Origin of the sequence: Pleomorphomonas sp. PLEO (assembly GCF_041320595.1) — a bacterium.
Classification (GTDB): Bacteria; Pseudomonadota; Alphaproteobacteria; order Rhizobiales; family Pleomorphomonadaceae; genus Pleomorphomonas.
On record NZ_CP166625.1, the window covers coordinates 754,002 to 765,996 of the forward strand.

9 protein-coding genes, 1 tRNA gene and 2 pseudogenes are annotated in these 11,995 nt (G+C 62.3%); 10 read left to right on the top strand and 2 right to left on the bottom strand.

Annotated elements, in window-relative coordinates; genetic code table 11:
- The first annotated feature begins 73 nt into the window (after nucleotides 1–73).
- The 4 genes from ybaL (at nucleotide 74) to AB6N07_RS03295 (ending at nucleotide 5,605) form a co-directional block, all read left to right on the top strand.
- Entirely contained in the window at nucleotides 74–1,912 is a 1,839-nt protein-coding gene (gene ybaL, locus AB6N07_RS03280) for a YbaL family putative K(+) efflux transporter (RefSeq protein ID WP_370676385.1), read from the top strand.
- 38 nt (nucleotides 1,913–1,950) lie between these two features.
- A complete protein-coding gene (locus tag AB6N07_RS03285) occupies nucleotides 1,951–2,307 on the top strand; it encodes a hypothetical protein (protein WP_370676386.1) in 357 nt (118 codons plus the stop codon).
- Between the two features lie 79 nt (nucleotides 2,308–2,386).
- A complete protein-coding gene (secD, locus tag AB6N07_RS03290) occupies nucleotides 2,387–4,921 on the top strand; it encodes a protein translocase subunit SecD (protein WP_370676387.1) in 2,535 nt (844 codons plus the stop codon).
- Nucleotides 4,922–5,101: 180 nt separating this feature from the next.
- Nucleotides 5,102–5,605 carry a rubrerythrin family protein gene (locus tag AB6N07_RS03295; protein WP_370676388.1) on the top strand — a complete coding sequence of 168 codons (504 nt, stop codon included), beginning with the start codon at nucleotides 5,102–5,104 and terminating at the stop codon, nucleotides 5,603–5,605.
- Between the two features lie 80 nt (nucleotides 5,606–5,685).
- On the opposite strand, the gene AB6N07_RS03300 is transcribed toward AB6N07_RS03295, so the two are convergent.
- Nucleotides 5,686–6,333 (bottom strand): recombinase family protein, encoded by a 648-nt coding sequence (locus AB6N07_RS03300; RefSeq protein ID WP_370676389.1) that lies wholly within the window; start codon nucleotides 6,331–6,333, stop codon nucleotides 5,686–5,688.
- Between the two features lie 220 nt (nucleotides 6,334–6,553).
- On the opposite strand from AB6N07_RS03300, the pseudogene AB6N07_RS03305 reads away from it, so the two are divergent.
- From AB6N07_RS03305 to AB6N07_RS03330, 6 genes and pseudogenes are all read left to right on the top strand, one after another.
- A pseudogene (locus AB6N07_RS03305) lies at nucleotides 6,554–6,787 on the top strand (hypothetical protein); the annotation flags it as partial.
- A gap of 184 nt (nucleotides 6,788–6,971) precedes the next feature.
- Nucleotides 6,972–7,181: a helix-turn-helix transcriptional regulator gene (locus AB6N07_RS03310; RefSeq protein ID WP_370676390.1), complete on the top strand. Its 210-nt coding sequence runs from the start codon at nucleotides 6,972–6,974 to the stop codon at nucleotides 7,179–7,181.
- A 7-nt stretch (nucleotides 7,182–7,188) separates the two neighbouring features.
- A complete protein-coding gene (locus tag AB6N07_RS03315) occupies nucleotides 7,189–7,512 on the top strand; it encodes a hypothetical protein (protein ID WP_370676391.1) in 324 nt (107 codons plus the stop codon).
- Between the two features lie 187 nt (nucleotides 7,513–7,699).
- Nucleotides 7,700–8,011, top strand: a pseudogene (locus AB6N07_RS03320) (DUF6371 domain-containing protein); the annotation flags it as partial.
- 150 nt (nucleotides 8,012–8,161) lie between these two features.
- Nucleotides 8,162–9,676, top strand: coding sequence for a YfjI family protein (locus AB6N07_RS03325; RefSeq protein ID WP_370678184.1), 1,515 nt, complete (start codon nucleotides 8,162–8,164; stop codon nucleotides 9,674–9,676).
- A gap of 408 nt (nucleotides 9,677–10,084) precedes the next feature.
- Nucleotides 10,085–11,083, top strand: coding sequence for a toll/interleukin-1 receptor domain-containing protein (locus AB6N07_RS03330; RefSeq protein ID WP_370676392.1), 999 nt, complete (start codon nucleotides 10,085–10,087; stop codon nucleotides 11,081–11,083).
- An 814-nt stretch (nucleotides 11,084–11,897) separates the two neighbouring features.
- On the opposite strand, the gene AB6N07_RS03335 is transcribed toward AB6N07_RS03330, so the two are convergent.
- Nucleotides 11,898–11,973, bottom strand: a tRNA-Thr gene (locus AB6N07_RS03335).
- Between the last annotated feature and the right edge of the window lie 22 nt (nucleotides 11,974–11,995).

Here is an 11,995-nt window from a genome sequence, read left to right on the forward strand (position 1 = left end):
CTGAGGTCTATCGACCTGGCCTACCCGAGAGGTGAGTCATCCCCCCGAAAATCGAGCCCTGATGGAGCCTTTCATGCCGCACGACACGTCCCTCATTTCGACGATCGTCGGCGGTCTGGTTCTGGCTTTCATTTTCGGTACCATCGCCCATCGCTTTCGGTTGCCGCCGCTGGTTGGCTATCTCGTCGCTGGCATGCTGGTCGGGCCGCATACGCCGGGCTTTGTCGCCGATCAGCAACTGGCACCGCAGCTGGCCGAGCTTGGCGTCATCTTGCTGATGTTCGGCGTGGGTCTGCATTTCGCGCTGAAGGATCTCCTGTCGGTCCGCTTCATTGCCGTGCCCGGCGCCATCGGTCAGATCGCCATCGCCACGCTCCTCGGCTGGGGGCTTGGCGAAGTCATGGGCTGGTCCTTCGGCAGCAGCCTGATCTTCGGTGTCGCGCTTTCTACCGCCTCGACGGTTGTGCTCCTCAAAGCAATGCAGGACAGGCGGCTCGTTGACAGCGAGCGCGGCCGGATCGCCATCGGCTGGCTGATCGTTGAAGATCTCGCGATGGTGCTGGTGCTGGTACTGATCCCGGCGGCGGCCAGCATGTCGACCGGCGGGGCCAGCGCCTATTCCGATCCGCTCGCCGCCGTGGCCAGCCGATTGGTTGGCATCGACCTCGGGGTCGGTGGCATCGTGGCGGCGACGCTGATCAAAGTGGCGATCTTCGTTGCGTTGATGCTGGTGGTTGGCCGACGCCTCATTCCGGCTATTTTACACCGCATCGCTCATACCGGTTCGCGCGAGTTGTTCCGGCTGGGCGTGCTGGCCATCGCGCTCGGCGTTGCTTTCGGGGCGGCGGAACTGTTCGGCGTCTCGCTGGCCCTAGGGGCCTTTTTCGCCGGCATGGTGCTGTCCGAAAGCGAGCTGAGTCATCGGGCCGCCCAGGAAAGCCTGCCGCTGCGCGACGCCTTTTCGGTGTTGTTCTTCGTTTCGGTCGGCATGCTGTTCGATCCTAATATTCTCATCAATGAACCTCTTATTCTGCTTGCCACGCTGGCGATCATCCTGGTCGGCAAGACGGTGGCCGCCTTCGCCATCGTGCTGGTGTCTCGCCGGCCCGTGAAGACGGCGCTGACCATTTCGGCCAGCCTCGCCCAGATCGGTGAGTTCTCCTTCATCCTGGCCGAAATGGGCGTTGGCCTCGGCATTCTGCCAGAAGAAGGGCGCGACCTCATCCTGGCGGGCGCGCTGATTTCCATCATCCTCAATCCGCTGATGTTCAACCTTGGTGACCGTCTGCGCCCGGTTCTTGAGGCTTGGTTGGAGCCCGCTTCCAAGGCCGAGGTCCCGCTCGCGACGGTCGAGGCCGAGATGCCAACGACCGCTACCGGCGGTGCTGAGGGCGACGACGAGACGATCGAGCCCACGGCACTCACCGGCCATCTTGTGGTGATCGGCTACGGTCGGGTCGGCAGCGTTGTTGCCGACGAATTCGTCAGCCGCGGCGAGCCCCTTCTGGTGATCGAGGACGCCGAAGATCGGGTACGGCGGTCGCGCGACAAGGGCATTGAGACCATCGTCGGCAACGCCGCTGACGGCCGCGTATTGGCTCTTGCCGGTCTCGACCGGGCGGAAGCGTTGCTGGTTGCCATCCCCGATGGCTTTGAGGCAGGCCAGAGCGTCGAGCAGGCGCGTCGGATCAATCCGGGGCTTCTCATTGTCGCTCGCGCTCATTCCGACGAAGAGGTGGAGCACCTGTTGCGCCACGGTGCCAGCAAGGTCATCATGGGCGAACGCGAGATCGCGCTTGGCATGCTGAAGATGCTGGATGGTTTGCCGCCTACATCCTCGCGCGCCGCCGATGGAGCGTCGCCGGATGCGACGACGCCAACCGAAACTGAAGAAGGAAACCCCGCCGCGTGACGTCCGGAGCCGTGACAATCCCTTTTTCTGAGCGCCGCATGACGGCGCCGAAGGCGGCTGTCGCGTTCCTGTCGGCTCTTCTCTTCGTTGTTATCCTGCACCTTGGGCTCGGCACCGACATTGGTTCGTCGCTGTCGACCAATCTGGGCGCCAGCGATCACGCGGTCCTCAGGCATTCCGTCCTCGTCCGCGACGGACTGAGGCCGGTCGTCGCCGCCGAGCACGGCGAGCGGACCTCGGCGCCGCCGCCACAATCGCCGGTGGCGCTTGTCGTCGTTGCCGTCGTCGCGGCGTGCCCCTGCCTTTTCCTCGGTTGGCGCGCCGTTGCCGGGGCCATTGTTGCCCGCCGTCCTTCCGCCGCCCATCGGCCCCGCGCACCGCCCATCGCCGCCTGATTTTTTGAACCCAAAATCAGGATTCGCGACCGCTCGCCTCCGATGAGGCGTGGCGATGTCGCCCGGCATGGACAATCCAATGAAGACTTCCCGCTGGCTGGTGGCGCTCTATTCGGCCATCATTGCCCTCGGCATCATCGTCACGCTTCCGAACGTGGTGCCTCAATCCGTCCTCGACAATTTCCCCTCCTGGCTGCCGCGCGATCGGGTGTCGCTCGGCCTCGACCTTCGAGGCGGCTCGCATCTGGTTCTGGAAGTGGACGCCGCCGACCTTGTCAAGGAACGGCTGCAGACGCTGACCCAGGATGCTCGCCGCGCGTTGCGCGAGGCCAAGATCGGCACGGCTTCGATCCGCCGCGCCGGCAATGCCGTGGCGGTCAGCCTTGACGATCCCTCGGAGACGGCGCGCGCCGCCGGAGAACTCGGCAAGCTGGCGTCGTCGGTCGGCAATCCCGGCCTCGGCATGACCGCCAGCGACCTCGATGTTCGCCAAGGCAACGGCACCGTGACGCTGGCTCTCACCGAGGCCGGCCTCACCGATCGCACGGCCGCCGCTGTCGAGCAGAGTCTGGAAATCATCCGCCAGCGCATCGACCAGGTGGGCGTCGCCGAGCCGACCATCCAGCGGGTGGGCGCCGACCGTATCTTGGTGCAACTCCCCGGCGTGCAGGACCCGGCGCGCATCCGCGAACTGCTCGGCTCGACGGCCAAGATGAGCTTCCACCTTCTGTCCGGCACGGCCACAGCCGATTTCGTGCCGCCGGGCGTTACCATGCTTCGCGACGACCAGGGCAGGGCCTATCCCGTCGAGGACCGTGTGGAGCTGTCAGGTGATCGGCTCACCGACTCGCGTGTCGGTTTTGACCAGACGACCAATGAGCCGATCGTTTCCTTCCGCTTCGATTCGGCCGGTGCCGCCCGTTTCGCCGACATCACACGGGCCAATGTCGGCCGCCCCTTTGCCATCGTGCTCGACGACAAGGTGCTGAGCGCGCCGGTGATCCGCGAGCCGATCACCGCCGGCTCCGGTCAGATTTCCGGCAGCTTCTCGGTTCAGAGCGCCACCGACCTCTCGGCCATGCTGCGGGCCGGCGCGCTACCGGCCAAGCTGACGGTGATCGAGGAACGCACGGTTGGCGCCGACCTCGGCGCCGATGCCATCAAGATGGGCGTCGTCACCGGCCTTGTCGGCTTTGCCCTGGTGTTCGGCTTCATGCTGGTGCTCTACGGCGCCTGGGGGCTGCTCGCCAATCTGGCGCTTGCCCTCAACGTCATCCTGACCTTCGCCGGCCTGACGCTGCTCGGGGCGACACTGACGCTGCCGGGCATCGCCGGCATCGTGCTGGGCATCGGCCTCGCCGTCGATGCCAACGTGCTGATCAACGAGCGTATCCGAGAGGAGTCGCGCAAGGGCCTCAGCGCCATCGCCGCGCTGGACGCCGGCTTCAAGCGTGCCTACTCGACCATCGTCGACGGCAACGTCACGGCGCTGATCGCCTCGGTGCTGCTGTTCTGGTTCGGCTCCGGCCCGGTGCGCGGCTTTGCCGTGACCATGGGTATCGGGCTCGCCATCTCCATGTTCACCGCCGTGTCGGTGGTGCGCGTGCTGATGCTGGCGATCGTCCGGCGCAAGAAGCTCAAGACGATGAACATCCGGCCGCTGTTGCCGATCAAGCTGATCCCGGACGGCACCGCCATTCCCTTCATGCGGGCGAGGTTCTTCGGTATCGGCTTCTCGGCCTTCCTGTCGCTGGCCTCGATCGGCCTGTTCATCTATCCCGGCCTCAACTATGGCGTCGATTTCCGTGGCGGCATCCAGCTGCGGGTGGAAACGGCGGGGCCGGCCGACCTCGCCGCCTTCCGCTCCGGTCTCGACGGTCTGGGCCTCGGCGAAGTGGCGCTGCAGGCCTTTGGCGACGCCAATCACCTGCTCGTCCGCGTCGAGCGGCAGGCTGGCGGCGAGGAGGCGCAGACGGTGGCCGTCGAGCAGCTGCGCCAGGAGGTGGCGAAGATCGATGCCTCGGCAAAGGTGATCGGCACGGAGGTGGTTGGCCCCAAGGTATCGGGTGAACTGGCCACAGCCGGCGTCCTCGCGGTGATTTTCGCCAGCCTGGCCATGCTGGTCTACATCTGGGTGCGCTTTGAGTGGCCCTTTGCCGTCGGCGCCATCGCCACGCTGGTGCTCGACGTGACCAAAACCGTCGGCTTCTTCGCGCTGACGGGGCTCGACTTCAACCTGACGGCCATTGCCGCGCTGCTCACGCTGGTCGGCTATTCGGTCAACGACAAGGTGGTGGTCTATGACCGGATGCGTGAAAACATGCGGCTCTACAAACAGATGCCGCTGCGCGAGCTGATCGACAAGTCGATCAACGAGACGCTGGCGCGCAGCCTCTACACCTCGATAACGGCCTTCCTGTCGCTGTTGCCGATGGCGATCTGGGGCGGTAGCGCGGTGGAAAGCTTCGCCATTCCGATGATCTTCGGCATCGTCATTGCCGCGTCGTCGTCGGTGTTCATCGCCGCGCCAATCCTGTTGTTTCTTGGCGATTGGCGGATGCGGCGGCGGCGCGACCATGCGAAATCGACCGTCGTCGTGCCGTCCGAAGCCTGACGAAAAAGAGGAAGCCGGACGGTCCTGGCTTCCTCGCCTCTCCTTAGAAAAAATCTCAAGTTAGTAGGTCATTTCACGGGGTTGTCCCGATACTCGCGGTTGGGGCGTGAGGCTAGTCTTGTGGGGTTGAGGGGACCCGCGACGTCCCCTCTGTCGTTCAACCATAAAAAGGCAAGTACCATGCCCACCACAACGGACAACCTCAAGGAAGCCTTCTCCGGCGAAAGCCAAGCCAACCGCAAGTATCTGGCCTATGCCGACGCGGCCATCCGCGAAGGTAAGCCGGGCGTCGCCAAGCTGTTCCGCGCCGTTGCCGCCGCCGAGACCATCCACGCCCACGCTCACCTTCGGGCGCTCGGTGCCATCAAGGGCACGGCCGACAACCTCGCCGATGCCATGGCTGGCGAGAGCCACGAGTTCACCTCGATGTATCCGCCGATGGTGGCCACCGCCAAGGCGGAGGGCCATAAGCGTGCCATCCGCTCGATGACCGAGGCGATGGAAGTCGAGAAGATCCATTACGAGTTGTTCGGCGACGCGCTCGAAGCGGTGAAGGCCGGCAATGATCTCGGCGACGTCGTCATCCGCATCTGCCCGAACTGCGGTCACACCGTCATCGGCGACGCGCCGGAAGCCTGCCCGGTCTGCGCCTGCGCTGGCGAGCACTACAAGATTGTCGAGTGATTGACCCCGGCGCCGTCGCGACGGGCGGCGGCGCTGGCCTCAATGATTGAGACACTCACAAGAGTCGATGGCTGCGACTTTCACCCTCGCCACTTCCTCACCAGCCCGTCAGCCCACTCAGGCTCATCCTTAATCCGGTACACAGTGCCCCGCTGTAGCCCCGTAGCCTTCGCTATGTGAGCCATAGGCAGCTCCTCAGCGATCATTCGGCGGACCTCTGCGAGCTTCTCAGCGTCAAAGGACGGTGCCTTGCCACGGTACTTCTGGGGCTGGTTCTCTTTGGTCCACTTGATGCCGGCAGCTTGAGCTGCCGAACGGGCCTCAACCTCGATCTGGGCGAAGTGAGAGAGCAGGACGATGAATAGCTCGTTCTGCATGCGCTCCATGGTGCTGATGTCGGAACCAGCCTTGAACACCAGCTTGCCGATCACCGTCTTGATGGTGATGCCCTTTGCGAGGAAGGCCCGCATGGTGTCGCCAACGTCCGCGGCATCGCGGCCTAAGCGGTCAATGGCACGGATGATTAGCTCGTCACCCTCTCCGAGGTAGTCGAAGAGACGGCGAGCCCGAGGCCGCTCTTGGAACGGAACCTTCACACCAGAGACGCCAGCATCAATGAAGGCTTGGTCGAACTCAAAGCCCTCTGCCTCTGCCATGATCTCCTGATAGGCTGCGGTCTGCCCCTCGGTGCTGGTCCGTCCGTAGAAGGCTCGCCGGCTCTTTCTCATGGTGTCCTCGGATAGGCTCGATGACGCTCAAGACTGTCATTATGGGTATCTCGTTTCTAATGACACGTCATCTATAATGACAACCCTTAATGACGAAAAGGCTCAGAGCTTTTCGCCTGTCACTACGGGAGTGCCCTGCTATCTTATTGATCTCTAAGGAGATCGTTGGTGCCCCCAGGCCGGCAATGAATTCCCTATTCGCTTGATGGAACGTCGTGGCATTCAAGCGCGACCGCGCGGCTTGCGTTCCTCTTTGCGCGACTGGATGGCGGAAGCGACCAATACACCGCGCGAAATCGCAGAGACCATGCTTGGCCACAGCGTTGGCGGGGCTGTGGAGCGTGCCTACCGCCGAACCGACTTCCTTGCGCGGCGGCGCGCCATCATGGAGCGGTGGGCGTTGGTCGTGACAGGGAAGACTGTTGCCGCGAATTGCCTTGCCGATGCGGCCTGATTCGCGGGAGCCGACAAGATCGGCCGGCGGCGGGCCGGAACCCCTCGCCGGATGCCGGTTCAGAAATCCCGGAATCTGGTCTATTTCCCACCCGCCTAACCAGTCAGACCATTACAAGGCCACGACGCAAACCACCTGATGCAAGCTTTGCCACATCGGACCAAACCAACCCGATGAGGTGAAGATGAATCAGGTCATCGTCAATACGGCTCCTTCAGATCCGTGGCTTTCCGACGTAGAAGCCGCCGCGCTCGTTGGCATCAGCAAATCAACCTTCAGACGCGGCGTAATAGATGGGCGTTTCCCCAAACCCGTTCGTCTCGGCGGATTGGTTCGCTGGCCGCAGTCGGAAATCTTCCAGGCGTTGGAAGACCTCAAAGCCAAGCGGCACTGAGGGCTTTATGCAATCTCGGAACAGCACATCTAAAATCGACTTCGACGGCATCAACCGGGCAGCGTTGCGCTGTCTCCCGGCTCTTCTGGCGCGCTGGCTGCCCGATGGCCGGCGCATCGGTCAAGAGTGGACCGCCCGCAATCCCCAGCGGGCGGATCAGCGCGCCGGCAGCTTCCGCATCAATCTCAAAACAGGGAAATGGGCGGACTTCGCAACCAAGGACAAGGGCGGCGATGTCGTCTCGCTGCTGGCGTATCTCACCGGCGACAGCCAGGCAGACGCGGCCTGCACGCTGGCCAGTATCGTAGGGGTCGACATCTATGAACATTGATCTGTCGCCCCTCAGCACTGAGGAGATCGGCGGCATACCGCTCGACGCCGCAGTCTCCGAAGAGTGGCGCCCGGTACTGCCGGTGCCGGAAACCGCCCCACCGCTGACGGGCAGCTTGCTCGACCAGTTCGCGCCGCGTGGGTTCCAACGCGTCGGCGCCTGGAAGTATGTCGACGCTCAAGGCCGCATGCTGGGCGCCATCGCCCGCTTCGATCGAGGCGGCGACGCGCCGGCAAAGCAGGTGCTGCCGATCACCTATTGCCACGGCACCGGCGGCCGGCGCGAGTGGCGCGCCAAGGGCTTCCCGACACCGCGCCCATTGTTCGGCCTGGACGCTTTAACGAGCCGGCCCGATGCCCCGGTGATCATCGTGGAAGGTGAGAAGACCGCCACGGCGGCCGGAAGGCGCTTCGGGGATTTCGTCGTCACCACCTCGCCGGGTGGATCGAAAGCGGCCCGCAAGGCCGACTGGTCGCCGCTCAAGGGGCGCTGCGTGATCATCTGGCCGGATGCCGACGCGCCAGGTGCCGCCTATGCCGCCGACGTTGCCGACCTTGCTCGCGCGGCCGGTGCCGTATCGGTGTCGATTGTCACTCTGCCGGAAGGGCTTCCGAAAGGTTGGGATCTGGCCGACGAACTGCCTGTCAGCATGACCGAGGCCGACCTTGCTCGCATGCTGGAAGCGGCGGGCGCGCCCGCCGCCTGGGCGGCTCCCGTCGCGATCACATCGAGCCTGCCGCCGGTCGATCCATTCGAGCCGGAAATGCTGCCGGAAGCCCTGCGCGGCTATGTCTTCGATGTGGCCGATCGCCAGCAATCGGTGCCCGACTTCGTCGCCGTCGCCGCGCTGTGTGGCCTCGCGGCGATGATTGGCAACCGGGTTCGAGTGGGGCCGAAGCAAAACGATGATTGGATCGAAGTCCCCAACTTGTGGGGCGCCATCATCGGCCCGCCGTCGGCGATGAAGTCGCCGGCCATGCAGTCGGCGCTAGGTCCGGTCTACGCCCTTCAAGATGAGATGCGGCAAGCGTGGCAGGCCAGCATTGAGGCCGGCGACATAGACGATGTGCTGTCGAGCATCGACGAAAAGGAAGCCAAGAAGCGGGCGGCCAAGGCGATCAAGGATGGCGATCGGGACGCAGCCCGGTCGATCCTCGCCGATCTTCAGAAGGATGACGAAGACGAGCCACCCTGTCCGCGCATCGTTGTCAACGACGCGACGGTCGAAAAGCTCGGCGAATTGCTCAACGAGAACCCGCGCGGCCTGCTGCTGATCCGCGACGAACTGCCGGGCTTTCTGGCGAAAATGGAGAGCGAGGAATACGCCAGCGAGCGCGCCTTCTACCTCGAAGCCTTCAATGGGGCCGGGCGCTTCACCTATGATCGCATCGGGCGCGGCACGGTTCACATTGCCAACTGCACTCTGAGCCTCATCGGCGGTGTGCAGCCGTCTCGCATTGCTCCGATTGTGCGCGGCGCCGTCACCGGCACGTCTAACGATGGCCTCATCCAGCGCCTTCAGCTCGCCGTCTGGCCGGATGTCCGGTCCTCGTGGCGGTGGGTGGATCGTCATCCCGACAAGGACGCCCGCGACGCTTTCGAAAAGGTGTTTCGCGATCTCCACGACTTCCCGCTCGGGCGCCCCGATCAGCCGTTGGTGCTGCGCTTCTCGCCCGATGGGCAAGACCTGTTCCGAGCCTGGATGGAGGAGATCCAGACCGAGGCAAGAGCCGGCAACGTGTCGCCCGTTCTGGAAGCGCATTTCCTCAAGATGCCGAAGACCATCGCCAGCCTCGCCTTGCTGTTCGAATTGATCGACGGCGGCAAGTTCGACATCGGCCGACCGGCGACGCTCAGGGCGCTCGCCTGGGCCGACTACCTCCGCAGCCACGCCCGCCGGCTCTACGCCTCCGGAGGAACGATGGTCGAGGACGGCGCCCGGCTGATCGTTGAGCGGCGCGGCCAGCTCCCCGACGAGTTCTCGGCGCGGGATGTCTACCGCAAGCACTGGGCCGGCCTAGGCGACGGCGAGACGGTGGCCAATGCCATCGACCTCCTGATCAAGACCAACCATTGCCGTGAGACCAAGCGGACTGAAACACAGATGGGCCGGCCGACGGCGGTCTACCAATGGAACCCGGCGCTCGGAGAGCCTGCGCAATGAACCGATGGATCGCGGCCCTGAATAAACGCGAGATCGGGCCTGAGACGGGGGGCCAAAAGTGCCAAAACGCTCCTTGGAGGACTTTCGGCACTTCTGGCACTGCCGCCTCTGGGCAAAACGCGGATTTTTCGGAGCCGCGAGACGACAGCGCGGGAGGATATGCCGACTGGACCGAGGAAGGCCGGGGCGATCTCTTCGAAGAACGGGCGGCCATCATGCAATTTGATGGCGGCCTAGCCCGAGGGAAGGCTGAGGCGCAGGCGTCGCGCGAAGTGTATGGCGGCAAGCTACCTTTACGTGTTCAAGGCAATTGAAGGTTGCTCACTTTTCCATCAAAGCTTGCGCTTGCTTTGGCAAAATCGCGCGGTGGAAGTTTGACCGCTGGGGGCTTTTTTGGGGGGGGGGAAGATGAAGGTCTTTATCAGTTGGAGTGGTAAACGCAGCAAGGCATTGGCGGTAGCCCTCAAAGAGTGGATTCCGCTTATACTTCAATATGCTAAGCCCTGGGTCTCCGATAAGGATATCTCCGCCGGAGAACGTTGGGCCAAGGCGATCGCTGGAGAACTTGAGGCGTCAAATTTCGGGATATTATGTGTAACTCCAGAAAACCTGACATCGGAATGGATATTATTCGAAGCTGGCGCCTTATCCAAGTCAATGCTTGACGCAAAGGTGATACCGCTTCTTTTCGGCCTTGAACTTAGCGATTTAAGCGGCCCTTTATCGCAGTTCCAAGCTCTTAAGGTCGACCAGCAAGGCATGATGGAAGTAATTAAGGCCATCAATTCAGTATCTGAAAATAAAGCTGCCGACGAAACAATAAACAAGTTGGTTCCTGCACTGTGGCCGCAGTTCCAGGATAAGCTTGATGGCATCCCGAGTAATGATGAGGATGAAAAGCACATGCGGCCGCAGGCTGAGATACTAGAGGAATTAGTGACTCAGGTTCGGGGCCTCAGTGCACGGGTACGGGAGGTTGACCCGGAAACGGTTGAGCGTGATTTCAACTATGCTAATCAGAAAAAGTTTGAATTCGATCCACGCGTATTACTTGATATTATGCATTCTGGAATAGACCCCAGCGATGGCGACGTAGCATTTTTGTTAATTGCAGGATTCATCCGAGATCGGATGCCCTGGTTGGCGGAGATTTTGTTAGAAACACACAGGGAGCTTAAAGTAGCAAGCTTTCAAGAAGCTAACGAGATCGGTCGACGGCTTGGTCGTCTCATGAGGACTATTCTGCGCGGGCCTTATGCGGAGAAGGCGTTTATTCGCAACAAGTATGACAATATTCTTTTGAAGGAGATGCCTCATCTGATCGACCGAGCTATGATTTATTGGTTCGAAAGTCGAAAATTGGCCGTCGAACTCAGAACCGATGGTGAGATGTCGGGGGCTAGCTAAAGCTCAAGGTTTTTCTCGGTGTAGTTTTGCATCTTGAAACAGTTAGTTCTCGGCCTCTCACTTCATATTGGAGGGCCGAGAGCTCACAATTCTCTACCAAGCTGTAGCCTCCCGGTTCTTTACCGAAGGCTCGGAAGCGCTTGTGTACCATCTATGCCATAGGACCGATAACAGTCGGCGACATCCCCAAAATCTCCGTTCACCAAACCAGCGATCGTTGGTGAATGAGGGCGGCACATGCCAAGGGGATCGGCTCCAGGCAAGCGGCGGGCCGAACGGCGGAAGGGCATCCCTAACCGGCCGGCTTCCGTGCGAGCGTTTCTAGACGGTGCCGGCGTCAATCCGGCCGAACGGCTGATTGCCCTCGCCACACGGGCCGAAAGTGCCGGCCAGATCGCTTTAGCCGCCGACATCTCGAGCAAGCTACCAGTCTCGCCCTCTGTTCGAATTGATCGGCGGCGACGGGTTTGACATCGGCCGGCCGATGCCCTCGAGCTGCTCATCAAGACCAACCATTGCCGTGAGACCAAGCGAACTGAAGCGCTCATGGGCCGGCCGACGGCCATCTACCAATGGAACCCGGCGCTCGGAGAGCCTGCCCGGTGAACCGATGGATCGCGGCCCTAAAAAAACATGAAACCGGGCCGGAGACGGGGTGCCGAAAGTGCCAAAACTCCGCTGGAAGTCCTTTTGGCACTTCCGCTTCCGAGCAAAACACGAATTTTTTTGGGGGCCTGACAGCGGAGCATGGCGCTATGCGGGCCGACACGTGAGGCGGCGGCGCGGTTTCAGGCATTATGTTTATCAGGAAGAGTGGTGCCGCACGACGGATTCGAACCGCCGACCCCATCATTACGAATGACGTGCTCTACCAACTGAGCTAGTGCGGCGCCTGCGCGGAGTTACCCCCAC